22 protein-coding genes are annotated in these 26,806 nt (G+C 60.6%); 11 read left to right on the top strand and 11 right to left on the bottom strand.

Annotated features, from left to right (window positions below):
* Positions 1-38: 38 nt before the first annotated feature.
* Positions 39-2,447: a sensor histidine kinase gene (locus tag OHL20_RS13370; RefSeq protein WP_263383676.1), complete on the top strand. Its 2,409-nt coding sequence runs from the start codon at positions 39-41 to the stop codon at positions 2,445-2,447.
* Positions 2,444-3,817 carry a sigma-54-dependent transcriptional regulator gene (locus OHL20_RS13365; protein ID WP_263383675.1) on the top strand — a complete coding sequence of 458 codons (1,374 nt, stop codon included), beginning with the start codon at positions 2,444-2,446 and terminating at the stop codon, positions 3,815-3,817. Before OHL20_RS13370 ends, OHL20_RS13365 begins: the two co-directional genes overlap by 4 nt.
* An 85-nt stretch (positions 3,818-3,902) precedes the next feature.
* Here OHL20_RS13365 and OHL20_RS13360 read toward each other — a convergent pair whose 3' ends face one another.
* A complete protein-coding gene (locus OHL20_RS13360; RefSeq protein WP_263383674.1) occupies positions 3,903-4,523 on the bottom strand; it encodes a hypothetical protein in 621 nt (206 codons plus the stop codon).
* Positions 4,524-4,790: 267 nt separating this feature from the next.
* On the opposite strand from OHL20_RS13360, the gene OHL20_RS13355 reads away from it, so the two are divergent.
* From OHL20_RS13355 to OHL20_RS13340, 4 genes are all read left to right on the top strand, one after another.
* The gene (locus tag OHL20_RS13355; RefSeq protein ID WP_263383673.1) at positions 4,791-5,072 is read left to right on the top strand and encodes an acylphosphatase; all 282 of its coding nucleotides are present in this window, start codon (positions 4,791-4,793) and stop codon (positions 5,070-5,072) included.
* Positions 5,073-5,609 (top strand): adenine phosphoribosyltransferase, encoded by a 537-nt coding sequence (locus OHL20_RS13350; protein ID WP_263383672.1) that lies wholly within the window; start codon positions 5,073-5,075, stop codon positions 5,607-5,609.
* Positions 5,610-5,653: 44 nt separating this feature from the next.
* Positions 5,654-6,664, top strand: a complete 1,011-nt coding sequence (locus tag OHL20_RS13345) for an energy transducer TonB (protein ID WP_263383671.1) — start codon at positions 5,654-5,656, stop codon at positions 6,662-6,664.
* A 68-nt stretch (positions 6,665-6,732) separates the two neighbouring features.
* On the top strand, positions 6,733-7,776 hold the full coding sequence (locus OHL20_RS13340; RefSeq protein WP_263383670.1) for an NAD(P)-dependent alcohol dehydrogenase: 1,044 nt from the start codon (positions 6,733-6,735) through the stop codon (positions 7,774-7,776).
* Between the two features lie 81 nt (positions 7,777-7,857).
* Here OHL20_RS13340 and OHL20_RS13335 read toward each other — a convergent pair whose 3' ends face one another.
* Entirely contained in the window at positions 7,858-8,319 is a 462-nt protein-coding gene (locus OHL20_RS13335) for a hypothetical protein (protein WP_263383669.1), read from the bottom strand.
* Positions 8,320-8,553: 234 nt separating this feature from the next.
* On the opposite strand from OHL20_RS13335, the gene OHL20_RS13330 reads away from it, so the two are divergent.
* Both OHL20_RS13330 and OHL20_RS13325 read left to right on the top strand, forming a co-directional pair.
* Complete coding sequence (locus OHL20_RS13330) at positions 8,554-10,620, top strand: YncE family protein (RefSeq protein ID WP_263383668.1); 2,067 nt, start codon at positions 8,554-8,556, stop codon at positions 10,618-10,620.
* Between the two features lie 118 nt (positions 10,621-10,738).
* Positions 10,739-11,833, top strand: a complete 1,095-nt coding sequence (locus tag OHL20_RS13325; RefSeq protein ID WP_263383667.1) for a hypothetical protein — start codon at positions 10,739-10,741, stop codon at positions 11,831-11,833.
* Between the two features lie 136 nt (positions 11,834-11,969).
* On the opposite strand, the gene OHL20_RS13320 is transcribed toward OHL20_RS13325, so the two are convergent.
* The 4 genes from OHL20_RS13320 to OHL20_RS13305 form a co-directional block, all read right to left on the bottom strand.
* Positions 11,970-12,422, bottom strand: a complete 453-nt coding sequence (locus OHL20_RS13320; RefSeq protein ID WP_263383666.1) for a rhodanese-like domain-containing protein — start codon at positions 12,420-12,422, stop codon at positions 11,970-11,972.
* Positions 12,423-12,589: 167 nt separating this feature from the next.
* Positions 12,590-13,948 carry a phosphoglucosamine mutase gene (gene glmM, locus OHL20_RS13315; protein WP_263383665.1) on the bottom strand — a complete coding sequence of 453 codons (1,359 nt, stop codon included), beginning with the start codon at positions 13,946-13,948 and terminating at the stop codon, positions 12,590-12,592.
* Positions 13,945-15,459 (bottom strand): exodeoxyribonuclease VII large subunit, encoded by a 1,515-nt coding sequence (gene xseA, locus OHL20_RS13310; protein ID WP_263383664.1) that lies wholly within the window; start codon positions 15,457-15,459, stop codon positions 13,945-13,947. Before xseA ends, glmM begins: the two co-directional genes overlap by 4 nt.
* Positions 15,460-15,505: 46 nt before the next feature.
* The gene (locus tag OHL20_RS13305) at positions 15,506-15,874 is read right to left on the bottom strand and encodes a response regulator transcription factor (RefSeq protein WP_263383663.1); all 369 of its coding nucleotides are present in this window, start codon (positions 15,872-15,874) and stop codon (positions 15,506-15,508) included.
* Positions 15,875-16,177: 303 nt separating this feature from the next.
* Between OHL20_RS13305 and OHL20_RS13300 the strand changes: the two genes are divergently transcribed.
* The gene (locus tag OHL20_RS13300) at positions 16,178-17,401 is read left to right on the top strand and encodes a potassium channel family protein (protein WP_263383662.1); all 1,224 of its coding nucleotides are present in this window, start codon (positions 16,178-16,180) and stop codon (positions 17,399-17,401) included.
* A gap of 296 nt (positions 17,402-17,697) precedes the next feature.
* Here the strand turns inward: OHL20_RS13300 and OHL20_RS13295 are convergent, their stop codons facing one another.
* Positions 17,698-18,945, bottom strand: coding sequence for a cation:proton antiporter (locus tag OHL20_RS13295; protein WP_263383661.1), 1,248 nt, complete (start codon positions 18,943-18,945; stop codon positions 17,698-17,700).
* A 186-nt stretch (positions 18,946-19,131) separates the two neighbouring features.
* Here OHL20_RS13295 and OHL20_RS13290 point away from each other — a divergent pair, with 186 nt between their 5' ends.
* Entirely contained in the window at positions 19,132-19,569 is a 438-nt protein-coding gene (locus tag OHL20_RS13290) for a cupin domain-containing protein (RefSeq protein ID WP_263383660.1), read from the top strand.
* Between the two features lie 290 nt (positions 19,570-19,859).
* Here OHL20_RS13290 and OHL20_RS13285 read toward each other — a convergent pair whose 3' ends face one another.
* The gene (locus OHL20_RS13285; RefSeq protein WP_263383659.1) at positions 19,860-20,207 is read right to left on the bottom strand and encodes a VOC family protein; all 348 of its coding nucleotides are present in this window, start codon (positions 20,205-20,207) and stop codon (positions 19,860-19,862) included.
* 472 nt (positions 20,208-20,679) lie between these two features.
* Between OHL20_RS13285 and OHL20_RS13280 the strand changes: the two genes are divergently transcribed.
* Positions 20,680-21,321 carry a hypothetical protein gene (locus tag OHL20_RS13280; protein WP_263383658.1) on the top strand — a complete coding sequence of 214 codons (642 nt, stop codon included), beginning with the start codon at positions 20,680-20,682 and terminating at the stop codon, positions 21,319-21,321.
* 54 nt (positions 21,322-21,375) lie between these two features.
* On the opposite strand, the gene OHL20_RS13275 is transcribed toward OHL20_RS13280, so the two are convergent.
* The 3 genes from OHL20_RS13275 to polA form a co-directional block, all read right to left on the bottom strand.
* Positions 21,376-22,119: a tetratricopeptide repeat protein gene (locus tag OHL20_RS13275; protein WP_263383657.1), complete on the bottom strand. Its 744-nt coding sequence runs from the start codon at positions 22,117-22,119 to the stop codon at positions 21,376-21,378.
* 115 nt (positions 22,120-22,234) lie between these two features.
* Positions 22,235-23,821: a family 43 glycosylhydrolase gene (locus OHL20_RS13270; protein WP_263383656.1), complete on the bottom strand. Its 1,587-nt coding sequence runs from the start codon at positions 23,819-23,821 to the stop codon at positions 22,235-22,237.
* 30 nt (positions 23,822-23,851) lie between these two features.
* Positions 23,852-26,794 (bottom strand): DNA polymerase I, encoded by a 2,943-nt coding sequence (gene polA, locus OHL20_RS13265; protein ID WP_263383655.1) that lies wholly within the window; start codon positions 26,792-26,794, stop codon positions 23,852-23,854.
* Positions 26,795-26,806: the final 12 nt, after the last annotated feature.

Below are 26,806 nucleotides of genomic sequence, written 5' to 3'. Positions count from 1 at the left end.
CATGCCGCGTCCTATAATCGGTGCATTATGGAGACGGCATGACGGCAAGCGCGCATCAACGGAAGGTCGCAGTCATCCTGCTCGGGACCTGCCTGCTGGTGCTGTTCCTCGTCCTCGCGTCGATGAACGCCTTCAAGAATTTCCTCAATCCCGCCACAACTGAGCAGATTGTCGTCTTCACCGGCCTTTCAGCCATGGCCTTCGTGCTCTTCGTCGGCGTTCTTGTGCTGCTCGTCCGGAACGTCCTCAAGCTCTACGCCGACCAGAGCAGCCGCGTTATGGGCAAGCGTCTTCGCACCCGCATGCTCTGGGGAGCCGTCCTCGTCAGCCTCATCCCCATCGCCTTCATGTTCGCCTTCAGCTACGATCTGATGAACCGCGCCGTCGATCGTTGGTTCTCGCAACCCGTCACCCAGATGCGCGACGATAGCAACCGCATGGCCCTCGAACTCGCGCAATACACCGCCGCGAACGCCCGCGTCGAAGCCGACTCCATCGCCACCAGTCTGCCCGCACTCAAGCTGATGGGCACGAAAGGCCAGAAGGTCGGCACCGCCGGTATCTCCCCCGACACTCTATCCGATATCCTTCAAGTCCTTCGCCATCACGAAGGCACACTGCAAGGTGGTTTCGTCGTTGTCTATCACGATGGCCAGGCCATCGCCGCCTTCCACCTACCCGAGCAGCCCGGAACCACCGCCAGGCTCAAACCCTGGCTCCCCGAGCATTCCGACACCTCCGACGAGAACGACATTGCCCCCAAGCCGGACGTAGCCGACGCTTCAAACGCAGCAACCCTCGAGCTAAGTACCGCCAAAGACGCCGCAATTCTCACTGCGGCCCAACGCAGCGACGAGCCCATGTTCTCGCTCGGTAAGACCGACTACGCCCTCGGCGCCTCGGTCCTCAACACCGGCGGCTCCGTCGTCGTCGGCCTGCCCATGCCTTATGGCATGTCCGACACCATGACCCGCCTCCGCAAGGCAGCCGACGACTACTGGAAGCTCTTCCGCAGCCGGCGCCTCATTCGCAACACCTATATGTGGCTGCTCCTCATGATGACCAGCCTCGCCCTCTTCGCCACAAGCTGGCTTGCCCTCCATCTCTCAAAACAAGTCACCCGCCCCGTCGAAGCCCTTGCCGACGCCATGGAAGCCATAGCCGCCGGCGACTATGCCCACCGCGTCGGCGAAAGCGCCACCGAAGAGCTTGAAGAACTCGTTCGCAGCTTCAACCACATGGCCGCCGACCTTGAAGGCAGCCGCCACGCCGTCGAAGAGTCCACCATCCAGCTAAGCCGCGCCAACGCTGCCCTCGAAGCTCGTCGCGGCGAGCTCGAAACCATGCTCCAGACCATCCCCAACGGCGTCGCTACACTCGACGTCAGCCGCAACGTCGTCCTCGCCAACCGGGCCCTCAGCGAGATGATGGACCCCGGTGGCCAGCGCCCCTTCCTCGGCATGCCCATGGAAGAGGTCTTCCCCGCAGAGGTCACCGAAGCCCTCGACCGCCTTATGAAGCGAAGCCACCGTATGGGCTCCGCGTCAGGCGAGATGGAGATGAGTAAGCCCAACGGAAACGGCACTGGCGTCCTCAACCTCCTCGCCACCGTAGCCCTCCTCGAGACCGGCGAGCGCGTCCACCTCGGCTACGTCGTCGTCCTCGAAAACGCTACCGAACTTCTCCAGGCCCAGAAGCAATCCGCATGGAAAGAGGTCGCCCGCCGCGTCGCTCACGAGATCAAGAATCCCCTCACCCCGATCTCTCTCAGCGCCGAGCAGATCCATCGGCACATCGGCCGCATGGAAGATGTCATGGTCGCCGATGGCACCACGTCGACGTCGATCGCAGTCATCCGCCGCTGCAGCGAGGTCATTACTTCCTCCGTCGAGAGCATGCGCTCGCTCGTCGACCAGTTCGCCGCCCTCGCCGAGTTCCCTACCGCACGCCCTCGCCCCGCCGACCTCAACACCATCGTCGAAAACTCGCTCGCCATGTTCGCCGGACGCCTCCAGAACCTGCGCCTCGTCAAGAAGTTCGATCCTGCCCTGCCCCTCGTGATGGCCGATCCCGAAGCACTCAAGCGAGCCCTCGGCAACCTCATCGACAACGCAGCCGAGGCCATGCAGCAAAGCCTTCTCCGCGAACTGCGCATCACCACCTCGCTGCTCGACAGCGGCATGGTCGAGCTCACCATCGCCGACACCGGCTCCGGCCTCACCGACGAGATGCGCGAACGCCTCTTCCTCCCCTACTTCTCCACCAAGCAGCGCGGCACCGGCCTCGGCCTCGCCATCGCCGGCAAGATCATCCAGGAGCACGAAGGCACCATCCGCGCCGAGAAGAATGTCCCCGCAGGCGCAAAGTTCATCCTCGAACTCCGCACCGCCTCCCTCGCCGACACCACCGAATCACAACCAGCCCTCACCGTTGGGAGCACCCTTTGAATCACGTGCTCATCGTCGACGACGAAGCAGAGATCCGCGAGTCCCTCGAAAACATCCTTCGCGAAGAGGGCTACATCGTGACCAGCGCCGCCACCGCAGGCGAAGCGCTTGAACTCCTCCGCGACGCAGCCTACGACGTAGTCCTCCTGGACATCTGGCTCCCCGACCGCGACGGTCTCGATGCCCTCACCGAGATCCGACAGATGGAGAGTGCGCACGTCCCCGAGGTCGTCATCATCAGCGGCCACGGCACCATCGAGGCCGCCGTCAAAGCCACCAAGCTCGGGGCCTACGACTTCCTCGAGAAGCCTCTCTCACTCGCCCGTACCCTCATCGTGCTCAAGAACGCGATGAAGGCTCGCCAGATGCGCGAAGACAACCAGGAGTTCTCCCGCCAGCTTGCCGTCAAGGGCACCGTCACCGGCAACAGCGTCCCCATGAAGGCCCTCCGCCAGCAGATCAAGCTCATGGCCCCCACCAACGGCCGCGTCCTGATCTACGGTGAAAGCGGTACCGGCAAAGAACTCATCGGTCGCGCCATGCATGCCGAAAGCCTCCGCAAGGATCGCGTCTTCGTCGAACTCAACTGCGCCGCCATCCCCGAGGATTACATCGAAACCGAGCTCTTCGGCTACCGCCATGGCGCAGGTCCCGCCGGTCCCGGCAGCCCCTCCGAGAAGCGCGGCACCTTCGAGCGAGCCGATGGCGGCACCCTCTTCCTCGATGAAGTCGGCGACATGAGCCTCAAGACGCAAGCCAAGGTCCTCCGCGCGCTGGACGAACAACGCTTCCTGCCCGTCGGCGCCAGCAATCCCATCCACGTCGACGTTCGCGTCATCGCCGCCACAAACAAGGACCTTGAAGAAGAGATCGCCCGCGGCAACTTCCGCGAAGACCTCTTCTACCGCCTCAATGTCATCCCCTTCTTCGTCCCACCCCTGCGCGACCGCAAGGAAGACATCCCCCTCCTCGCCAAAGAGTTCCTGCGCGAGTTTGGGCAGCAGTACGGCCGTCCCCGCGTCGAGATCAGCGACGACGCCCTCGCCACCCTCAAGCAGTATCACTGGCCCGGCAACGTCCGCGAGCTCCGCAACCTGGTCGAACGAGTCCTCATCCTCAACCCCAAGGTTCAGCGCATCGAGAAGAAACACCTTCCCGTCCTCGTCTTTCGCGACGCAGGAAAAGCCGCTGGCCGTGGTGAAGAGTTCGCCACCCTCCTCGAAGCACGCGAAGCCTACGAGCGTGATTACATCCTCAAGAAACTCGACGAGTGTCACGGCAACGTAAGCCGCGCCGCCGAAGGCCTGGGCCTGGAGCGCAGCCACCTCTATCGCAAGATGAAAGCTCTTGGCGTAAGCGTGAAAGAGTAACGATCGCCTGCACAAAATACAACGGGCAGAGTCGAAAGACGCTGCCCGTTTCTCTGCCTAGAGGCAGCCCTACAGTCCGCCATGTTTAGAAGCGGATATACGCACCGCCCGAAGGCTGCGTCGTTACCACCCAGCTCTGCGAGGATCCACCCTTGATATCGAAATTAGGAGCACGATAATAAAGGCTGCGTCCCTGAACGCGAAAGCCGAAGTGTGGGTTGCGCGTAGGAATATCCAATCCAGCTTCAAGCAGTCCGGCACCACGCCACTGGTTCTGTCCCTGCGTCGGCATAAAGTCCAGTGCGCCGCCACCAATCCCTACAAAGGGCTGCAGATGGCGGAAGTGCGGATGAAACAGGTACGCTGCGGTCGCTTCATGAACACTATTCGAATCGCCGATTGTTCCCGTCGCTCCACCATTGGTATATGTATAACGCTGCGAATAACGCGTAAAGCCGTAGTTCAACTCCACGCCTGCCCATGCCACTGGATGATCGCGTAGCGTGAACACCAGCCCCGGCGACATCGTTGTATTTTGGTTCACGATTCCATTGCTCGTCAGCGGCGTAGTGAACTGGCCAGTAGCAGCAATGCCGACGTCTGCATTGTGCAGCTTGTAGATCTGTGCATGGCCAACCGCAGAGGCGGCAGCAACAAGGCACACGTTCAGAACGCACTTCATCATCGACGACTTGGACTTCAACATGGGGACCCATCTCCTGAGTAAAAGGGAGGAAATCGACTCATCACGCCGATATCGCGGCCTGACAGTTCAATACCTCGCATTACGGATTACAGCATGACGACATCTTGCCTACTGCGTACGCCTGCTACGTAGAAAGTTTCCGGTGCTGGTTATATTTGTTCCGATCACCGTAGCTTTTTATAGACAGACGCATGAATCAGCCTGTAAGGTTGTCCGTTTTGCCTCACCTTGCATGAGCGCTGCGGCTCTGCGACACTGATTATTGGTATGGTCCTCCACTTCCTCGTCAAAGGCCGCGTGCAGGGTGTCGGGTTCCGATGGTTCGTCCATCGCGAGGCCGCTGAGATAGGCCTGCGTGGCTGGGTCCGCAACACCGCCGATGGACACGTCGAGATCGTCGCCGCAGGCAAGCCGGAAGAATTGAACGACCTGAAGACAGCGCTGCACAAAGGATCCCGCGGAAGCCGCGTCGATCGCGTGCTCGAACATGAACTTGAAGAGAACGAAGGCGCGAACCTCGGCCCGTTCGAAATAGAAGGAGCCTGGTAAATGAGTGCCATCAACTGCGAGCCACTAAAGAGTCTCGTCCGAACCGTCCCCGACTTCCCCAAAGAGGGCATCCTCTTCTACGACATCACCACCCTGCTCAAAGATAAGGCAGGCTTCGCCCAGCTCATCGACGCCTTCGCCGCTTACTACATCGGCAAGGATATCGACCTCGTCCTCGGCATCGAAGCCCGCGGCTTCATCTTCGGACCCGCCCTCGCCTATCGCCTCAACGCAGGCTTCGTCCCCGTCCGCAAGCCCAAGAAGCTCCCCGCCAAGACCGCCCGCGTCTCCTACGATCTCGAGTACGGCACCGACGCCCTCGAAATCCACCTCGACGCCATCGAACCCGGCCAGCGCGTCCTCATCGTCGACGACCTCCTCGCCACCGGCGGCACCATGCAGGCCACCGTCCAGCTCGTCCGCCAGCTAGGCGGAGAGATCGTAGGCCTCGGTTTCGCCATCGAACTCGACTTCCTCAAAGGCCGCGCAAAATTCCAGGAGTACGATGTCCTTAGCCTCCTCCACTACGACGAGTAAGATTGTCGCAAATGACATCTCAGCGTTCGTCTTGCCTGAAACTTATGTTCGCCTTCGCCCTGCCTTTGCTCGCTTCAACAATCGCAGCGCAGCGCCCGCAAGAGTTACGGGAACGTCTGCGTCAGGCGAGTCTCGAAAGCTCTCTCGATCAGGCGGGTCTTAAGCCGTGGCACCTGCTCCTCAGCTTCCAGCTCCTGGATGCTCAGGGACAGTCCATGGAAGCTGGAACAATCGAAGAGTGGTGGGCAAGCCCGAGCCTGCATCGAATCGTCTACACCAGCAAGTCCTACAACAACACGGAACTACTCAAGGAGCAGGGCTTCTACAAAGCATCGCCGGATATTTTTCCGCCCGAAATGATGGAGGCAGTTCAAGCGCAGACAGTACATCCGATGCCCGACTCTGAAGAAGTCGAGGGATCTAAACCTGATCTCCGCAAGCTGGATATGTCAAAGGTTCCCCTTGACTGCATCATGCTCGATCAGCCACTTACAAATCTGGCTTATCCGCCCTTAGGCCTCTTTCCTACGGTCTGTCTGGATCGAGACAAGACCTCTCTTCGCTTGAGAATCGACAGCGGAACAATTGTCGTGACGCATAACACCATCGGTACATTTCAAGGAAAACATGTCGCCACCAATCAAACGATTAGCCTCGATAATCTTCCAGTCATCAAGGCTCACATCGAAAAGCTGAATACTGAAGCGTTGACGTCCTCTGATTTTCAGGCTGCCTCGGAACTCGTCAGGATCGAAGAAACGACTCCTTCAATAGCTGGGAGCGTTATAGCCGGCAACAATCTTAAGAAGGTAACCCCGTTCTATCCCGCCCGGGCAAAGCTCAACCACGTCTCCGGCACAGTCACCTTAGGAGCGTTGATCGGTCGGGACGGGCGTGTTCATCGCCTCAAGATCATCTCCACACCGGATGCAGATTTGGCCATTGCATCGCTTGTGGCCGTTAGGCAGTGGACCTATAAACCCTACGTTCTGAACGGACAGCGCGTCAGCGTCGACACGACGATTAAAGTCAACTTTTCATTTGGACCGGGATAAGTCGATCCTGCATCGTTGAGCATCTTTCTAATATCACTCTTCTCACACGCCACCTCATCAGGAGCCCCATGAAATCCAAAGGTTACGCCGCCCTCACCAAGACCTCCTCCCTCACCCCCTTCGACTTCGAGCGCCGCGAGCCCGGCCCCAAAGACGTCGTCGTCGAGATCCTCTACTCCGGCATCTGCCACTCTGACATCCACCAGGCCCGCGACGAGTGGGGCGGCTCCATCTACCCCATGGTTCCCGGCCACGAGATCGTCGGCAAGGTCACTGCAGTCGGCAATGAAGTCTCCAAGTTCAAAGTCGGCGACCTCGCCGGTGTAGGCGTCACTGTAGAGACCTGTATGGCCTGCGAGAACTGTCTCGCCGGAGCCGAGCCCTACTGCACCAAGGGCATGGTCGGCACCTACAACGCCAAGGACTACGCCGGTAACCCCACCTACGGCGGCTACGCCAACAACATCGTCGCACCCGAGCACTACGTCTACAGCATCTCTCCCAAGCTCAACCTCGCAGCCGTCGCCCCGCTCCTCTGTGCAGGCATCACCACCTGGTCGCCCCTGCGCCATTGGAACGTCGGTCCCAGCAGCAAAGTCGGCGTAGTCGGCCTCGGTGGCCTCGGCCACATGGCCCTCAAGTTCGCCCACTCCCTCGGCGCGCACGTCGTCCAGTTCACCACCTCGGAGAGCAAGGTCGCTGACGCCAAAAAGCTCGGTGCCGATGAGGTCGTCATCACCAAAAATCCAGACGATATGGCGAAGCACGCCGGTTCACTCGACTTCATCGTCGACTGCGTCTCGGCCCCCCACAACCTCAACGACTACCTCAAGCTCCTGCGCCTCAACGGAACCCTCTGCCTTGTCGGTCTCCCCGAGGTCGAACTCCCCATCTCACCCTTCGCCATGGTCACCAACCGCCGTTCTCTGGCGGGTTCCATGATCGGCGGCATGAAAGAAACGCAGGAGATGCTCGACTACTGTGCCGAGCACAACATCGTCTCCGACATCGAACTCACCACAGTCCAGAAGCTCGACGAAGCCTACGAGCGCGTCATCAAGAGCGACGTCAAATATCGCTTCGTCATCGACATGGCAAGCCTAAACGCCTAAACCTGAAGATGCCCCTATCTCCACTCGAGATAGGGGCATCCATAAACCCAGTCACTTTTGACCTCTGCGAAACACCGCGCTCTAAAGCACCATGTGGTCAACCGGCTTCACCGCGCCCTGATTATCCGCTGGCAGCCGTCCCAGCTCCACCTCGGGCTCGATGTTCTCGTTGATCACCGGCAGCGTCGGAAGCTGCATCGTCCCACCAGCCTCCTTCACCACGGCAGCCGCATGGTCCAGAACCTCGTCCACGGTCATCGTGTACATCTCACGCCCATTGTCGTAGCCGGACTCCACCGCCATCTTCAGATAGCGTCCAGCCGTCTGCGCCGCCAGATAGTCCGTAATCACCTTGCCGGTACGCCGCTTCTGCTCGACCCAGGCCACGTTCGGCATCGCGATCCACACCGGGCGTCCGTTGACGGAGAAGCGCACATCGGTCGCATCGGCATGCCGCGTGGCAATGGCCACCACGGTTCCCTTCCACATAATGCGGAGTGATTCATCAGTCCAGCGGTCAGTTACCGTGAAGTCTTCATACATATCCTTTAGCGTATCGGATACACCCCACCCCCGCAACAACCCCTGTAACGATTCCCCGCCCCAACCCACTATCCACACGTAACGGATCGGGTGTATCGTGCTCGCACGCAACGCCAGGCCACGGGCCCCCACCTACAAATCTGAACGAAGCCGGACGCCCTGCTCCTACAAGGAAGCAGCACCGCTCCGCGCCTCTCGCAGACACCTTCGCCTCATCCAGATTGGAGCACCACCATGCCTACCCCTATCGAACTTGTCGGTGGCCTCGCCGCGGCCATCGGCTCCGACTTCCGCCAGTCCCACAACCAGCTCGTCTTCGTCGAGTACGGCGGCAAACTCTCCACCTTCGACCTCTTCCCCAACGCCACCATCGTCTCGCAGGGCACCGTCGTCCTCAAAGGAACCTACCTCTTCGACCTCGATGCCGGCGTAGAATCCGTCACCGGCCCCATCGTCGGCACCACATGGGACCTCTTCTGGGACCAGCAAACCACCGTCATCCGCAGCATGAACCCATACGACGGCGCAAAGATCGTCAACCTCGGCGTCGTTCCCTTCGCCTCCGTCACGGCCAGCAGCCTTCAGTCGCTCACCTATGGCACCACACCGATCCCAGCCAACGCTGATCCAACCAATAAGCTCGTCCCCGGCGATGTCTTCGCCGTCCACACCAACGCCGGCAACTTTGCCAAGGTCCTCGTAGTCGCTTACGGCTACGACCTCCAGATCCAGTGGGTCACCTACAAGCTCGCCCAGGCCTACAACGTCATCGGCACCGGCTACAGCCTTCCCGAAGACATAGAAGTAGCCGCCGATGACACCCACGCCTACGTCCTCGAAGAGTCCGGCGATCTCGTCAAGATCGCCCTCACCTCCGCCAACCGCTCCGCCGCTACCGTCATCGCCACCGGCCTCGTCAACCCGCAGCAACTCGCCCTCGATGAGGCCCACAACAACGCCTACGTCGTCGAGTTCAGCCCCGCGGGCACCGGCAACCTCTACCGCTTCGCCCTCACTCCGTCCTCGCCGAAGCACTCCGTCCTCAACACCCTCCACGGAGCCACCGGGCTCGTCCTCTCCGCCGACCTCCAGTACGCCTACGTCGCCGAGCAGAACGCAGGCGGCACCGTCGGCACCGGCACCATCTCTCGCATCACCCTCGCCGACGGAACCCGCAAGCTCGTCGCCTCCAATCTCATCGCGCCCTTCCATCTCACCTGGGCCGACGCCGGTCAGAGCGCACTCTTCATCGCCGAGCGGGACCCCGCCAACCGCATCTCCCGCATCGACCTCACCGCCACGCCCGCCACATCGACCGTCGTCGTCACTGGCCTCGCCTTCCGGCCGTCAAGCGTAGCCCTCGCCAACCCGAGCCAGCTCCTCGTCTGCTGCAACTCCGACCTCCAGAGCGTAGCCCTTGCACCCTTCCTCGCCAGCGGCCCGCTCCTCATGGGCATCGGCTTCGTCCCCTTCGACAAGGTCCAGCCCACCGGCCTCGCCGACACCACCGTCGATCCGACCTACTTCTACCAGGTCAAGAACGTCCCCTTCGGCGGAACCCTGCCCCTCATGGTCAACCACCAGCTCGCCGCCAACGACGGCGCAGCCTTCTACCGCGTCCTCGTCTACAAGGACGCCGCCCTCACCACCCTCGAACTCATCGACACCGCACCCATCACCGACGAGCACTGGAACGGCACCCAGTACACCGCCGTTACCACCCCCACCACCGTCATCAACGGCAAGCCCGGCTACCTCCCCGTCCACCCCGTCAGCGAGCTCTTCCTCTGGTACAACCCCTCCCTGGGAGCCTTCCTCGACTCCACCGTTCTGCCCAACGGCAAAAACACCATCGTCCTCGAATTCATCACCGCCACCGGCGCAGCCGTAGCCACCACGCCGGCCCTCACCATCCTCGTCGACAACAACCCCTGCGTCGCCGGCATCAGCCAGCCCACCCTCAACGGCAATCCCGCCAACCCCACCTGCGGCATCCTCAAATACACCGGCTTCAACGCCCTTCCCGTCGTCATGGCCTTCACCGGCTCCCACCCCAACAACTTCGCGAACTACTCCTTCACCCTCATCAAGGGAGTAGCTACTCTCACCCCGCCCAGCATCAGCGGCCCCGTCAGCACCCTCGTCTCGCCGATCAGCGAGACGGCGGCAACCCTCCTCGGCAACTGCTCCGTAGCCGGCTTCGCGGAGTACGTCTACGTCGCCGCCACCACCCAGAACGGCTGGGGCAGCCAGACCCAGTACGACGCCTCGGCCGCCATAGCCTTCGTCCTCGCCCCCTAACGCGCCTTCAACAGAACGGGCGAAGGAGATCTCTCCTTCGCCCGCCTACATGTTCACCACATAAAACCCACGCGCCTGCAGCTCCAACAAATTCGTAAGATCCGCATCCTACAGAGCGATGCGCAATGGGCTCAAGATCGCAAGGTACAAGCGCCTCGGCATGGTCGCCCTATACCTCCTCGCGACAGTCCAGTTCGTCTGGTGCTACCTCTGGCAGGTCCGCCCCTACGTCCTCACCAGCGCCTACGAACAAGGCACGGAGCGCATGCCCTTCCAGGGACGCCTCCTCATGATGCCCGTCATGCGCTGGGCGCACAATCAGCAGTGGGTCACCCACATCTCCACCCTCATGCACGCGAACATCTACTGGTTCCCGCGGCCCATGCAGCCCGAGGTCCTCGTCCAGGCCCTCATCGACTTCGCCTGCATCGTCACCGCAGGCCTCGTCGCCACCAGCATTTACAGACGAGCCAGCCGACTTCACCTGCTTACCCCGCTCGTTTACCCGATGGTCCTCGTCCTCTGCGTCACGACCTACATCCTCCACACCATCCAGAACTTCCGCTTCATCTACGACCTGCCCTCACTCGCCTTCTTCTCCATCGCCCTCTGGCTCATCTACTGCCACAAGCCCGTCTGGATCTTTGCCGCCGTCTTCCTCGTCGCTACCCTCAACCGCGAAACCACCCTGCTCCTGCTCCCCATCTACGCCATCTCCGAACTCTTCCACAACCAACGCCGCGATAATCGTCCCGACTGGACTCGCCTCTACTCCGCAAGAGTCCTCGCCGTCGTCATCCCGCTCGCCCTCTACTGGCTCTCCTGGCAGGTAGCCGTCCGCCACATCTTTGCGCACAATCCCTCAGAGTTCTACTCACGTATCCCGCAAAATCTAGGCTTCCTCATCTCCCCGCGCGCGTGGCCGCAGATGCTTGGAGCCTGTGGCTACCTCTTCCCCATCGTCCTCATTCTGCGCCGCCACCTCCGCAGCACCGAACTCCGCGCCTGGCTCTGGGTACTGCCTATCTGGTTCGCCTTCATGTTCGTCTACGGCATTCTCATCGAGACCCGCATCTTTGGCGAACTCATCCCCTACATGGCCTGCGCCGCCATCCTCATCACCGAAGAGTCCATAGCCGAACGCCTCATTCAGCGCACCACCCGACTCCACGCCGAAGAGCCCCACCACCCCGCCTACTCACAAGCAGCCTAAGAGCCACTGCGGATCGTGGCGGAGTCACGCGGATAAGGTGCGATTAGGTACAGCAGTTTGCCTGAGTTGCTCTAATCTGCATGAAGCGTTGCACCTGATCCGCGTTCATCCATGGAAATCCGCGGTAGAGCTTCATCTATACCGGCGTATCCAGATGGAACGCCGTCGTATACCGCTCCACCGGATACCCGCCAGCCTTCCACGCCGCCAGCCCACCCCGCAAAATCCGCACCCGCGTAAAACTCAATGCCAGTGCCTTGTTCACGATCTCCCGCGCCGTCTCGTCATCTGGACACGTGCAGTACACCACCGCATCCACATCCATTGGAATCAACGACGGATTAGCCCGAATGTCCTTAGGCGAAATACGCTCCGACCCCGGAATAATCTCCGAGTAAGCCAGCAGATCAAGCGGTTGCCGCACGTCATACAGCCGGGGCCGCGACTCCCCCGCAAGAATCCCATGAAGCTCCTCCGCCTCGATGGAGTGCTTCGCCAGCAACAAGCGTCCCTGCTCTCGCCGACGCCACCATATCGCGCCATAAACCAGCGCACCCACCACCGCACCAACCACGATCCAGATAAGCATTGTCATCCTCCGGGGTTCACACCATTGGAGCAGCCCTACCCAAAAACGATTCTTCTTCTAATCCCTGGCCCTTATCTTTCTTAGGCCTCTACACTTATCCGCGTTCCTCCGCGACAATCCGCGATAAGCCTCTAGCCTGATCTCGCACACCCACATCCGTGCCTCCACTACACCCCAATCTCCTCGCGAATCGCCCCCGCAATTGCCTCCGCATGCTCCCGCATCAGCCCCTCCGACTCCGCCTCAATCATTACCCGCGCCAGCTTCTCCGTTCCCGAGTAACGGATCACCACCCGCCCCGAATCCTTGAGCGCATCCTCAGCCGCACCAATCGCCGTCACCACCGCAGGCATCGCCTCAAGCGGCAGCTTCTCCCGCACCTTCACATTCACAATCACCTGCGGAAACGTCTTCAGATCTGCCGTCAACGCCCCCAGCGACTTGCCCGAGCGATGAATAATATCCAGCAGCAGCAGCGCCGTCAGTAACCCATCGCCAGTAGTCGACCGACCCGAAAAGATAATGTGCCCCGACTGCTCCCCACCCAGCGCCGCCCCCGTAGCCAGCATCTGCTCCAGCACATACTTGTCCCCCACCGGAGCGCGCAGCATCGCAATCCCGCTGCGCTTCAGCGCCGCCTCCAGCCCCATATTCGACATCGTCGTCGCCACCACCGTAGCCCCCACCAGCAGCCCCCGCTCCTGCAGATCGCGAGCCGCCAGCAGCAGCACCGCATCCCCGTTCACCACCACCCCATGCTCATCCGCAAATAGCGCCCGATCCGCATCGCCGTCGAACGTAATCCCCAGGTCGGCCCTGTGCTTCACCACCTCAGCCGCAACCACAGCCGCATGCAGCGCACCGCACCCTTCATTGATATTCCGTCCATCCGGACTCGCATGCGTAATCACCACCTCGCCGCCAAGCCCCGCAAATAACTGCGGAGCCACCGCCGAGGCCGCCCCATTCGCGCAATCAATCACAATCCTCTTGTTATCCAGCGACAACCCCGGCACAGCCGCCAGCAGAAACCGAACGTACTCCGCCCGATCCCCCTCATTCACTTCGGGTGCCCCATCCTTTACAGCCTCACCGTGAAGGGTGGGATCGAACCCAGCCCCACCCTCGATCCGCCGAAAGATCTCCGCCTCGATCGCCATCTCCGTAGCATCCGGCAGCTTATAGCCATCCGGCCCAAACAGCTTGATCCCGTTATCCTCCCACGGATTATGCGAAGCCGAGATCACCACCCCCACCGCAAACCCATGCGCCGCCGCCAGGTACGCCACCGCAGGCGTCGTTATCACCCCCGCGCTCTCGACCGTAGCCCCGCCAGCCACCAGCCCAGCCGTCAGCATCGCCGCAATGCCTTCGCTCGACTCCCGCGTATCCATCCCCATCACCACGCGCGGCGAGTCCCCCAGGTGATGCGCCAACGCCAAACCCACCGTATAAATCGTCGCCGCATCCAGCGGATACACACCCGAGACACCGCGAATCCCGTCCGTACCAAACAGCTTCTTCATCTCGTAATGTCCTCAACCTTAGCTCTGATGCTTCCCCTACCCAGCCGCGCCCGAATCTCCTGGCCCGCAGCAACCTCGCCCGCATCCCGCAACAACACACCCTCCGCCGAATACACCAGCGCATACCCTCGACTCAACACCGCCACCGGCGAAAGTCCCTGCAGCCGCGCCGTCACTCGCTCCACCCTGCCCAGCCGCGTCGCAATCATCGCCACCTTCACGCGTCCCAAACCCTCATCCGCCCGCTCAAGCCTTCGCCGCGAAGCAGCCAGCCGCACCGTAGGCCCCTGCCGCCGCAGCCGCTCGAGCACTGCGCCAAGACTAGCCTGCCGCCCCCGCATCCGCCGCTCCAAAGCCGTCTCAAGCCGCACCGTAAGCTCATCGATCCGCTGGTCCCGACGGCTCACCGCATCCCGCAGTCGCCGCAGCACAGCCTCCGCCGACAGCCTTCCAAACCTCGCTCGCGCCTGCATCATCTGGAACTGAATCCCCCGCTGCACCCGCCGCTCCAGCCCCAGCACCCGCTCCTCGATCCGATGCTGCGCCGCCGTCACCATCTCCGCCGCAGCCGAGGGCGTCGCCGCCCGCAGGTCCGCCACAAAGTCAGCAATCGTAAAGTCCACCTCGTGCCCAATTGCTGAAACCACCGGCAGCGCCGAAGCCGCAATCACCCGCGCCAGCCCCTCATCGTTGAAACCCGCCAGGTCCTCAATCGACCCGCCGCCCCGCGCAAGAATAATCAGGTCCACCCGCTCCGGGTGTTTATTGAACCACTGAATCCCTGCCGCCACCTCAGCCGCACACCGCGCCCCCTGCATCGCAGCCGGGTAAAGCAGCAGGTTCAGCCGCGCATGCCTCCGCCGCACCACGTGCACAATGTCCTCGATCACCGCGCCCTGCCGCGAGCTCACCACACCAATGCACTTCGGAAACGCAGGCAGCGCTCTCTTCCGCGCCTCCTCAAACAGCCCCTCAGCCTTCAACTTCGCCTTCAGCCGCTTGAACGCCGCCTCCAGCGCACCCGCCCCCCGCAGCTCCATCGTCTCCGCAATCAATTGCAGCTGGCCCCGCGACTCGTATACGGAGATGCGCCCCCGCAGCTCGACCTGGTCGCCATCCTTCGGCCGCACCCCCGAAAGCTGCGCCTCCCGCCGGAACATCACCACCCCAAGCTGCGCCTCACCATCCTTCAGCGTGAAATACAGATGGCCCGAAGCCGCCGGACGACAGTTAGAAATCTCCCCCTCGACCCACACCGCAACATGCTGCCGCTCCAGCTGCAACCGGATCGAAGCCACCAGCGCCCGCACCGTCACCGGCTGTCGCTCCACCACCGCAGCCTTGATCGGAGACGCAGGCACCGCAACCTCACGCGGAGTCACAGCAGGCGCAGCTGGCACCACCGGCACCTGCACCGGCGGTCCAAACAAATCAGCCTGTTTCGCACGTGGCCGCTTGCTGCTGAAGTACAAGCTGGCAAACGTATCCGGAGTCTTGTCGCCTTCCGCCATATCGCTTCGAGTCTATCGCAGCGAGCGGCTCAAACCATCAGCAGGGTCAGCTGGCAAGCAATGCCCCAGCCTGGCGCAGCAGTTCCGCAGGCTGGCACGGCTTCGTCAGAATATTCGCTGGTCGGCTCATCATTTGGCTCTGCTCCCGCACCCGCTTCAGGTTGGAGTAGTTCCCTGTCAGCACCAGGATCCGGCAATCCGGCAGCTCCAGGCTGACCTGCTGCATCAGCTCCGTGCCATCCCGTCCCGGCATACTGATATCGCACAGCAGCAGCTCCGGCTTGAAGCTCCGCGCCGCCACAATACCATCCTCTGCCGAATACACAGCCCTCGCCTCAAACCCATGCTTGTTGAAGATCAGCGTAAGGGTATCCGCGACAAGCCTCTCGTCGTCCACCACAAGAATGCGCTGCATAAATAGCTCCTCAAATCACACATGCTTCAGTAGAAAAGGGCAGGTAGGATCGAAACGAATCAGGGCAGCAGGCACTTCTTTGTAGATCGTAACCCGGGCCCGTTCAACTAAGAAATCTAATATCCTTATAAAAACTCATCTCCCGGGCCGCTGTCAGTGACGCAGAGCACATTGCGAACAATTTTTTCAGCATGTTCACGCCACGCCATCACGGCGCACTTTGCTGCAGCCTATCGCAAATAACCCTGCTTCCTACCGTTTGATAAGGTAAACCAGCAGCCCACCACCTGCCCCGGAGTTGCCGTGCACTCTCTCGCCATGATCTTCGGCATCCTGCTCGTCCTCGGCGTCGTGCTCGACGCCTTCCAGACCATCATCCTCCCGCGTCGCCCCGCAGGCCGCTTTCGCATCACCAGCCTCTTCTACATCGTTACCTGGACCCCATGGGCCGCCCTCGCCCGCCGCATCTCCGACGACAAACAGCGGGAGCAGTTCTACTCCATCTACGGTCCGCTCTCCCTTCTGCTCCTCCTCGTCGTCTGGGCCTTCCTCCTCATCAACGGCTTTGCTTTCATCTACTTCGCCCTCGGCTCCCCCTTCAACGACGCCATGATGACCCAGTTCCGTGGCATGCGCTTTGAGATATGGACCGACCTCTACGTCTCCGGCACCACCCTCTTCACCCTCGGTCTCGGCGACGTCGTCCCCCGCCTCCCCGTCGCTCGCGCCGTCATCATCTTCGAGTCGGGAGTAGGCCTCGGCCTCGTCGCCCTCGTCGTCGGCTACCTCCCCGTCCTCTACGGAGCCTTCTCCCACCGCGAGGTCTCCGTAGCCCTCCTCGACGCCCGCGCCGGCTCACCCCCCACCGCCGCCGAACTCCTCTCCCGCCACGGCTTCGACGGCGGCGACGAAGCCCTCGTCATCCTCCTCGCCGAGTGGGAGCGATGGGCCGCCGAACTCCTCGAATCCCACGTCTCCTACCCCATCCTTTGCTACTACCGCTCCCAGCACGACAACCAGTCCTGGCTCTCCGCCCTCGTCGCCATCCTCGACGCCTGCGCCCTCCTCATCGCCTCCCAGCTCCCCGACGCCGCCCACCGCGTCCCCACCCGTCAGGCCCAACTCACCTTCGCCATGGCCCGCCACGCCATCGTCGACCTCGGCCACATCTTCAAGCTCGACCCCAAAATCAAGCTCCTCGCGGCCACCCCGCAGGACCGCCTCGCCCCCAACGACTTTCGCCGCCTCTGCGCCGCCCTCCGCCCCACCGAGATCCAGCTCTGCGGCGACCCCGACTCAGCCGACCGACTCAGCCAGCTCCGCGCCATGTACGAGCCCAACGCCCAGGCACTCGGCCACTATCTCGGCCTCAACATGCCCCTCTGGATCACCGAGCCCCGCAAGACCGACCAGTGGCGCCGCGTAGCCAACCTCCGCTCCACCCCCCACCAGCCCAACGCGACCCAAAGCCACATCAGCAGCAACTCCACCGCAGCCACCCTCCACCCCGGCGACCACGACCACTAAACAACCCACAAACCTGTCCTCCTGAGCGAAGTCGAAGGACCTGCGGTTGCCCTTGCCCTTGCCGTTCTGGTTGTCATTCCCGAAGGGAACCTGCGTCTCCTCCCCCACCCCACCACAAATCCCGTCACCCGAGCGAGCATCTCGCGATTCGCCGTGACCCGCACACCGGTGGGAGCGCAGGCTTTAGTCCTGCAAATACTTCCCAAACGATAGGGGGCTCTAGCCCCGGCCGCCATCACCCATCTAAACCTGATCGCTCTCATCCAAACGAATCCGCCTCATCCCACCGATCCGCGCTAACCCTCTCCCACACCAAACCTACCAACCCGTTTGAGAAACAGATCCAGCGTCCCGCCCTGCAGCACCACCGAGAACACCACTACAAGATAAGTCGTACCAAGGATCCACGTATGACTCTGCAAATCCGGCACCGAAAGTGCCAGCGCAATCGACAGACCACCCCGCAGCCCGCCCCAGCTCAAGGTGAGCAGTGAAGATTTATGCCCACGCTGCAGCATCCGCACCAGCCCAAGCACCAGCAGCACCACAAGAACGCGCACCACAATCACAGACACAATCGCCAGTCCCCCCGACTCAAACGTCCGTCGCGTAAACGGGATCACCAGCACCTCAAAGCCCAGCAGCACGAACAGCACCGCGTTCTGCACCTCATCAACCACCCTCCAGAATCGGTCCAGCGACTCATGGGCGATCTCGGCATGCGCATGGTTCATGTTGAACCGGCGAAGCGCCAGCCCGGCAGCCACAGCCTCCAGCGGAGCCGACAGCCGCAGCGTCTCCGCCAGCGCATAACCTCCCAGAGCCAGCGAAAGCGTAAGCAGGATCTCAATCTGGTACGCCTCAACCCGCCGCATCAGCTCAGAGGCGATCCACGCCAGCGCAACGCCCAGCAATAGCCCTCCACCAGACTTCACCAGTAGCAGCACACCGATATGCCCAACCGAAGGAGCCGCGCCCCGCGAAGCCTCCAGCACCGCAAGAAACAGCACCGCTCCAATGCCATCATTGAACAACGATTCTCCAGCAAGCTGCGCCTGGATATTCTTCGGCACGCCCACCCGATGCAGCATCTCCAGCACCGCCACCGGATCAGTAGGCGAGATCAGCGCCCCGAAGAAAAGACATTCGATCCACGGAGCCGCAATCCCAAAAAGCGGCAGCGTCCAATGCATCACAAAGGCTATCGCCGCCGTGGAGAGAAGCGTTCCAATCACCGAAAGCAGGCCGACCGAAAGCTTCTCCCGGGACAGGTACACAAGGTCCAGCAGGAACGCCCCCGCAAACAGCAGCAGCCCCAGCAGCCCATGCAGAATCAGGTCCTCGAACCGAATCCGCCCCACCAGCGTCACTGCCCATGCATGCACGCCCGGAAACGTGTTCTCTAACCCGATCATCATCACGGACGAGATCACGGTAAGCAGCATCGTGCCAATCGTGATCGGAAGCCGGCACACCCGAACGCTCAGCCAGCCAAACAAGGCTGCCGCGGTCACGATAATACTGATCAGTGCAAGCGTCGTCATAGCTACAACCCGAGCCTACCCGATTCCAACCCATCGAGAGCTGTTCGTTCGAAACGCATCCATGACAAGCAAAAGACACCTTCCACCAGCGGCGGTTGGTATCCTTTGCAAGGATCGAGCAACTTTAAAGGGCTGGTCCAGTACCTAAAAGGCGGTTTTTTGACGAAACAGGAAGTTGAAATCGACATGCAACAAACGACCAATAACAACGAAGCCAAGTGGCTCACGGCAAGACCCGGCGAGCGTTTCTGTGTTCGCGTCCCTGCAGCATCGACCGACGGAGCGTATTCAGTCGTTGAGATCGTAGCCGATCCCGGCGACAGCACGCCCTTGCATGTTCATGAGCGGGAAGACGAGTACCTCCTCGTCCTCGAAGGCTCTGCCCGAGTCGTCCTCGGCGAAACAACTCTCGAGGCTACAGCAGGTCAAACCGTAGAGATGAAGCGCGGCATCCCGCACGCCTGGGGCAATGCAAGCGACAAGCCGGTCCGGCTCCTGTTCACCGCCACGCCCGGCGGCTGCGAAGAGGCCTTGGTCATCATCGCGAAAGGTGGCGACATCGACTTCGCTGCCTTGACGGCCCGCTTCCATGTCACCCCCCTCGGCCCTCCCATCCTCAGATAACTCACCCTCTCAAGGTGCAGCAACTATCTTCTGCGTCGGATCCGTTCGGCGGCCGGCGCAGGAGCCTGCTGATAGTCCAGCAACATGCGCCGACACCTCATCGTGAAGCCACTCATCCCAGCGTTTCCCTCAAAGCCGCACACGACCTTGGTCACGGACTGGCACGCAAGCGGGCTCTCCAGAAGGCAACCGTAGCCCCCTGCTCAGGCACTCTCAGAAGACCACGGGTCATACTCCCCCACCGACCATATCTGCCCCTCAGGGTCACGGACGATGAAGGATTTTCCTCCCTAGCTCTTGGTCTCCATCTCCTGCAGTATCTCGGCTCCGGCTCCCTTTGCCGAGACCCACGCCGGACCACAATCCGCCACGATCAGGTAGACAGAAGCCGTTACCGCGCCAACCGAGTGCGGCTGCACAAACCAGTGGGCCGTTTGTTCGTTGCGTCCCGCAGTCCCGATCATGACCATGCCGTTGCCAAACGCGAGTTCTGCATGCTCGACGATGCCCGCCGTGTTGCGATAAACCACCTTCTCCGTAAACCCGAGCGCAGTCTTAAGCCATTCGATCGCTCGATCAGGATCGGTATACCGAATGGCCGGAATTGTAGTAACTCGAATATCGCTAGTGCTTTTCATAGGTCCACCTTCGATAACGGACGTTTCCAGGTCTCGCACAAATCGGAAGTTTGGCCGGGGCGAGAACCCGGCCGACGTTCATCGTAGATCTGAGCAACTTCGTGGCACAACAGTGTAATGCGCGACACTTGGAAATCGTCGGCGAAATCTGTCATTCCGAACGACCCAGCATTCGCCCATATTCATTGGCCTTTCCGCCCCTGAAAAGAATGAACCTCCAAAAACACCAGCAAAAAGCGTGTCAAGCCCCAGACCTCCTAACCCCTTTAGAATGTAGCCAACAAAGTTGGCAGGGAGATACCCCCCAACCTGCTATTCTGTTAATAGAGGTAAAAAGCAAAAGGCCCGGCCACCAGCCGGGCCTTTTTGCGTGCCCCAAAACATGCACCCCAGCCACGTACCGACAGGTACCCCACCAAGTCCTTTCGTTTGAACACTTTCGTACTCAGGTACGGGGGGATAGGAGTACCACATGAGTCTGCCCGAAGCCCGCACCCACCGCTGCCGCCACCTCTTCACCCAGGGCCACCAGTGCGGCAGCCCCAGCCTCCGCGAAGAGAACTTCTGCTACTACCACCACACCAGCCGCATCCCCGCCCCGCGCCCACCCCGCCGCACCCCCTGCGAGACCGAAGACTTCCACCTCGACATCCCCGAGGACCGCCCCGCCCTCCGCCGCGCCCTCGGCGAAGTCCTCCGCCGCCTCGCCGCCGGCCGCATCGACACCAAAACCGCAGGACTCCTCCTCTACGGCCTCCAGGTCGTCGGCTCCAACCTGCCCCCCGACCCCGAACCGCTCACCACCCCCGACCTCACCAAGACTCCCGTCCAGCACGTCGTCATGGACCCCGTCCACGGCCCCCTCGCCCCCGCCGAAGACCCCGAAGCACCCCTCGAACCAGGCCAGGCACGCACCTCCCCCGCCCGCTTCCGCCACACCCAGGACCTCGCCCTCCAGCAGGAACAACACGACCAATACGACAAAGCCACCGCAGAAATCGACGCCAGAGCCGCCAGAAAACGAACCTCCGTCAACCACAACCCCTACGAACTCAACCGACTCCTCACCCTCTGCCCACCCAACATCGAACCCGACTACGAATCACACGGCTGAACGCAGAAAAGCGCCCCCGAAGGAGCGCTCTCTATCTGAAAATCGAAAGGAAAACTACTGCTGCTGAGCCCCCGGACCAGCAGGCGCCGTTGGATTAAGCTTCTGAGCCGCGATCAGCCCTGCTGCGCCTTTAGCGTCCTTATCCTTCAACTCTGCGTAGATCTTCTTCGCCTGATCGACCTTGCCTTCAGACGTGTAAAGATCAGCAAGCTGCAGCTTCGCAAGTCCGGCAGGAACCGTCGTTGTCGGCTTCGCGGCAAGCTGGTTATAGATCTCGATTGCCTGCGGATCACGGTTCGATCCACGGTAAAGCTGAGCCAGCGAGAGCTTCGCCAACGCGCCGAGATCGCTGTTCCAGCCGCTCGCAACCGACTTCAACGCATCTTCAGCAGGTCCATTCTGCCCCTGCTCAATGTACGTCAAGCCGCCAAAATACCGGCAAACCTTACCATCGGGCGTCATGTTGTACTGGTTCGCGCAAGCCATAAAGAGGTCGTTTGCAGCCTTCGCGCGATCCGGAACCGAAGCGAAGGTCTTCACGCCGGGGGGAACCTGCTGCCCAGGAGCCGCAATTGGCGTCTGATACGCCTGCATCGCCGAACCAAACGCCACCGAAGCAGCATTCGAACGCTTGTTGTAGAACACGCCGGCAAGCACGATGATCACAATCACCAGCAGTAGCAACGAAACCGTCACAATAACGGACTTGCGGTTTTCGCTCGCCCATTCCAGGCCATGCGAGGTAGTCGTGACGAACGCGTCGTTCTGCTTCAAAGCTGCTTTAGTCTGCTGATCCACGGTGGCTGAGTCTTCCTTCGATGCGCTTCAAAGATTCGCGTGGGCTTTGCCGCACGGAGTTTGGCGAGCAGTGCTCGCGCAAGCTATAAGTCTACCAGTCTCGCCCGCCTCAATGTCAGATCAGGACAGAATCCGCACAGAGTTCAAACCCTCGAAACGTCGCACGCAGCCCCTGAGGACCCTCAAGCATCAACCCGATCCGCAACCCGCGATCCCACGCCGGAAGATCCGACGCATCGTAAGGATCGCCCGCAACTTGCCACATTTCGCCATCAACCGAAAAATAAAACTGCAGATGATGCTCCGCACCAAAGCTCGTCGAACGGAGATAAATCGCTCGACCAACCGGAGCCGCAATCTGCCACAGAACAGCCTGCGTTGCACCACGTCGCTGCCAAAGCGTAAGCCGATCTCCCCGAACACCAAGCCCAATGGTGTTAAACGGATCGCCCACGATCGCAAGACCGGACCACAGCCGCGAGTCGGAATCAACAGCCAGATCCAGCGCAACCGAAGCCCGATAGTGCAGTCCAGCAGGTCGCGGAACAGCAATCATCGCCGACTCAACAGGACCAGCACCAAGCGGCGAATGCAGCGGAATGCCAAGCGTAAGCGAACCACCATCTAGCACCAGATCAGGATTGGTGTTCACCGGCCACTGCCACGACGAGCCAAGCATCGGTGATTCAAAATCATCCACAAAGTCGATAGGAGAAACCTTCACAGGCTCGCCCGGACCAGTTCCAGCGTTCACGCTCGGCCAGCCAGGTTTACCGTCGCTCTCAGGCTCTGACCACGTAATCGCGTCAAGTACCGCTTCACGGCCAACATAGATCGTGCTCGCAGCTGGATACGCGTGATACAGCAGGTAATCCTGCGCAGCTTTGCCATCGCGACCCTGCGCATGCACAGCAGTTCCGTGTCCTGGACAACGCCACTTATCGTTCGCCGCAATCAGCGGATTCCCGGGAAACTTCTCCCACGGTCCAAGCAGGCGATCAGTGCGCGCAACACCCTCTGCGTATTTGCACTCCTTGCCGCAACAGGAATTGCCCGCATAGAACATGTAGAAACGACCATCGTGGCGCAGAATATAGGGCCCTTCAACAACTCCCTCTTCCCACGGCTGATCGTTGACGATCAACTTGGTCTTCTCGCCCACAAGGTGCAAGAAGTCCTCTGAAAGCTGCTGAGCCCAGATCGGCGTGGGACGATTCTGCGAGTTGCCATCCTCTTTCCAGATCAGGAATGGCTTGCCATGCTCATCCCGCGCAAAGCACGGATCGATCGAGCCATCCTGCTCACAGACCATCGGTCCATGATCGACATAAGGACCAGCAAGCGTCGGCGCAGTAGCCATCGCAATGCAAAGCGGACCACCACGCTTCTTCGCCACATACCAGACGAAGCATCGACCGCTGACCTCATCGTGCACCAGCTCAGGAGCCCAGAAAGCCCCTTCAGCCCAGGCTGGCTGTTGTGGAAAGATTGAGCCCGAAGGCGTCCAATCCACAAGGTCGGTGGAACGGAAGAGTGGAAATTGCGGCGACCATTCGCCCGAGGTCGCCGAAGCCCAGAACGTATCACCAACCTGCACAATGGTTGGATCAGGATGATCGCCCGGAACGACCGGATTCGACCAGCCGCGAAGGCGGTTCGGCACGACGGGATTGAGTGAAAGCTTTATCTTTGCAGAGCGCACACAGATTCGATGCCGTTAGCTCCACAGAGCTTACTTAATATCTCGCCAGTTCGCTCCGACACCAACATCGGCAACAATCGGGATCGAAAATTCAGCCACATGCTCCATCTCCTGCTTCACGAGTGTCTCCATCGCGGAGACCTCGTCTGGCACAACATCGAAAAGCAGTTCATCATGCACCTGCAGGGTCATGCGCGAGCGCATCTTCAGCCGCGTCATCTCGCTGTCGAGCTTGATCATCGCCAGCTTGATCAGATCCGCAGCCGTTCCCTGCAGCGGCGTGTTCACCGCAGTCCGCTCAGCGAATCCACGCATGTTCGGGTTGCGCGAGCCTATATCCGGAATCGGCCGAACGCGGCCAAAGTAGGTCTTCACAGCCTGTTCGCGACGAACCGTCTCAAGCGTCTGATCGATGAAGCCGCGAACGCCCTTGTAGCGGTCGAAGTAGGTCTCGATATATGTCTTCGCAACCTTCTGATCGATGTTCAACTGCGCCGCAAGACCGAACGGACTGATGCCATAAACGATACCAAAGTTGACCGCCTTCGCCCGAGCGCGCGTCTCCTTATCCATCGTCTCCGGATCGACGCCGAAGACCTCCGCAGCGGTCAGCGTATGAATGTCTTTGCCGGTCCGATACGCATCCAGCAGCAACGGATCCTGCGAGAAGTGCGCCATCAGCCGCAGTTCAATCTGCGAATAGTCAGCCGACATTAGCACGTTGCCAGGAGCAGCGATAAACGCCGCACGAATCTCACGCCCGATCGCCGTGCGGATCGGAATATTCTGCAGATTCGGGTTCGTGCTCGAGAGTCGTCCAGTCGCCGTTCCAACCTGGTTGAAGGTCGTGTGGATTCGACCCTCTGCATCCGCAAGCTGCGGCAGCGCGTCGAGGTAGGTCGACTTGAGCTTCTGCAACTGCCGATGCTCAATTACCAGCGCCGCAATCGGATGCACAAGAGCAAGCTCTTCAAGAACATCCTGCGCTGTAGAGACAACCTTGCCTTTGCCGTACTTCATCGGCTTCGGCAGATCCATCCGGTTGAACAGCACATCGCCAAGCTGCTTCGGGGAGTTGATGTTGAAGCGATGTCCAGAGTCCGCGTAGATGCGCTCAGCGAGCGTATCGACACCAACCGCAAGCCGCGATGACATGGTGCGCAGAAAACCCGGATCGACGCAGACACCGGCCTGTTCCATACGTAGCAACACCGGAACAAGCGGCTTGTCGATCGTGTCGTAGACCTTCCACAGCGGCGACTGCGCAGCATCCTCAACATGAGCGGTCACAGGAGTTGCGAACAGCATCTCCGTCGTCATCGCCCCACCAAGCGTTGGCTCGTCCTTGGGAATATGGTGCTCGAACGTTCCCGCCTCGCCAATCTGCGTTCCCAGCGCAGAGGCAAGCCGAATAATCGCCGCAGCAGCTTCAGGCAAGCGCTTCGGATCGTTCGGATTGTCTTTGGTCGGCTGATGCACAAGCGCTCGGCTCGTCGTGCGAGCAGCAATGTCAGGCAACGTATGCGAGCCGTGCGTCGGATTGACGAGGTAGCTCAACAGCATCACGTCATCGCGAACTCCGGCAAGCTTTACGTCATGCGGAGCAAGCGCTCGCAGCACAGCCTTGAGGTCGTGAACATCCTTCGGCAGCGTCGGATCGGCCAGCGCTTCCTTCACTCCAGGAGCGTCGAGCGTAACCTGGATAGCTGCATGATCCGTGATCGCAAGGCCAAAGTTGCAGGCTACATCGTGCGTTGGCGCCGTAATCGAGACAAGCGGGAGAAGCGGCTCAGGAGCGCCGAAAAGATTCATATTCTCAGCAGGAGGTGGTTCAGGCTCAGGCGCTTCAGAATCAGCCTCAGCGGCGATCTCCTCCGCAATTGCGCGAGCATCTTCAAAGATTGCCACAGCCAGACCACGAGGCTGTTCCGTCTCAGGATCGATGCTGCGAGCGTCAGCCAGGAGAGCGGCAATCTCGGCATCCGAAGGCTTGAGGTTGTAGCTGATGACAGCATTATCGACATCCGGCGGAAGGTCCTTCAGCAGCGTGGTGAACTCAAGCTCCGAGAAAAGTTGTCGACATGCGGCATTGTCAACTGGTTGCGTCTTCATCGCGTCAAGCGAGTACTCGATCGGCACGCTCGTGTGGATCGTTACAAGCTCCTTAGACAGCAGGATGTTGTCGCGGTTGTTCTGGAGCGACTCGCGATACGTCTTCTTCTTCACCTCGTCAGCACGGTCGAGCGCAGCCTCAACGGTCCCGAACTGGAGGATAAGTTCGACCGAACCTTTGTCGCCGATTCCAGGAGCTCCAGGAATGTTATCGATCGAGTCGCCGCGCAGAGCCATTACGTCAATCACGCGCTCCGGCGGAACGCCAAGCGCAGCCTCAACGCCCGCAGCATCAAGGATCAGGTTGTCCTTCGTAGGATTCAGGATAGACACGTCCGCGTTGACAAGCTGCATCATGTCCTTGTCGGACGAGACGACGTAGACCTTGTGGCCAAGCGCAGCCAGCTTGCAGCTCAGCGTTCCAATCACGTCGTCCGCTTCGAACCCCTCGTAGTAGAGGATCGGGATGCGAAAGGCCTCAAGAGCCCGACGGATGTAAGGCTGCTGCTGGATCAGGTCAGGCGGAGTCTCGGCGCGGTTAGCCTTGTAGCCACCGTATTCGATGGTCTCGAAGGCCTGCGTCTTGATATTGAACTTCTGCACATCCTTCATCTGCGTAGCGAGTTCATTGCGATGAACTGGCGCGCCGACGTCGTAGATGGCTGCGAGATACTGCGGCGCAAAGTCCTTCCGCAGCTTGTTGATCATATTGACGAAGACGTAGGTCGCAGCCGTCGGAATGCCAGTGCGCGTGGACATCGGACGCTGTCGCTGCATCGCGTGGTACGCGCGGAAGATGAAGGCCATCGAGTCGAGCAGGTAGATGGGAGGCTTTTCGGTCGTGTTCTTGGTAGCGGCCATGTTGATTTGATG

It is taken from the genome of Granulicella arctica, assembly GCF_025685605.1.
Classification (GTDB): Bacteria; Acidobacteriota; Terriglobia; order Terriglobales; family Acidobacteriaceae; genus Edaphobacter; species Edaphobacter arcticus.
This window is presented reverse-complemented; position numbering and strand designations above follow the sequence as displayed.

Excerpts from the sequence above, each read along its gene's own strand:
- OHL20_RS13370 (WP_263383676.1), top strand. The coding sequence starts at position 39 with ATGACGGCAAGCGCGCATCAACGGAAGGTCGCAGTCATCCTGCTCGGG.
- OHL20_RS13360 (WP_263383674.1), bottom strand. The coding sequence starts at position 4,523 with ATGTTGAAGTCCAAGTCGTCGATGATGAAGTGCGTTCTGAACGTGTGC.
- OHL20_RS13355 (WP_263383673.1), top strand. The coding sequence starts at position 4,791 with ATGGTCCTCCACTTCCTCGTCAAAGGCCGCGTGCAGGGTGTCGGGTTC.
- OHL20_RS13350 (WP_263383672.1), top strand. The coding sequence starts at position 5,073 with ATGAGTGCCATCAACTGCGAGCCACTAAAGAGTCTCGTCCGAACCGTC.
- OHL20_RS13345 (WP_263383671.1), top strand. The coding sequence starts at position 5,654 with ATGTTCGCCTTCGCCCTGCCTTTGCTCGCTTCAACAATCGCAGCGCAG.
- OHL20_RS13340 (WP_263383670.1), top strand. The coding sequence starts at position 6,733 with ATGAAATCCAAAGGTTACGCCGCCCTCACCAAGACCTCCTCCCTCACC.
- OHL20_RS13335 (WP_263383669.1), bottom strand. The coding sequence starts at position 8,319 with ATGTATGAAGACTTCACGGTAACTGACCGCTGGACTGATGAATCACTC.
- OHL20_RS13330 (WP_263383668.1), top strand. The coding sequence starts at position 8,554 with ATGCCTACCCCTATCGAACTTGTCGGTGGCCTCGCCGCGGCCATCGGC.
- OHL20_RS13325 (WP_263383667.1), top strand. The coding sequence starts at position 10,739 with ATGCGCAATGGGCTCAAGATCGCAAGGTACAAGCGCCTCGGCATGGTC.
- OHL20_RS13320 (WP_263383666.1), bottom strand. The coding sequence starts at position 12,422 with ATGCTTATCTGGATCGTGGTTGGTGCGGTGGTGGGTGCGCTGGTTTAT.
- glmM (WP_263383665.1), bottom strand. The coding sequence starts at position 13,948 with ATGAAGAAGCTGTTTGGTACGGACGGGATTCGCGGTGTCTCGGGTGTG.
- xseA (WP_263383664.1), bottom strand. The coding sequence starts at position 15,459 with ATGGCGGAAGGCGACAAGACTCCGGATACGTTTGCCAGCTTGTACTTC.
- OHL20_RS13305 (WP_263383663.1), bottom strand. The coding sequence starts at position 15,874 with ATGCAGCGCATTCTTGTGGTGGACGACGAGAGGCTTGTCGCGGATACC.
- OHL20_RS13295 (WP_263383661.1), bottom strand. The coding sequence starts at position 18,945 with ATGACGACGCTTGCACTGATCAGTATTATCGTGACCGCGGCAGCCTTG.
- OHL20_RS13290 (WP_263383660.1), top strand. The coding sequence starts at position 19,132 with ATGCAACAAACGACCAATAACAACGAAGCCAAGTGGCTCACGGCAAGA.
- OHL20_RS13285 (WP_263383659.1), bottom strand. The coding sequence starts at position 20,207 with ATGAAAAGCACTAGCGATATTCGAGTTACTACAATTCCGGCCATTCGG.
- OHL20_RS13280 (WP_263383658.1), top strand. The coding sequence starts at position 20,680 with ATGAGTCTGCCCGAAGCCCGCACCCACCGCTGCCGCCACCTCTTCACC.
- polA (WP_263383655.1), bottom strand. The coding sequence starts at position 26,794 with ATGGCCGCTACCAAGAACACGACCGAAAAGCCTCCCATCTACCTGCTC.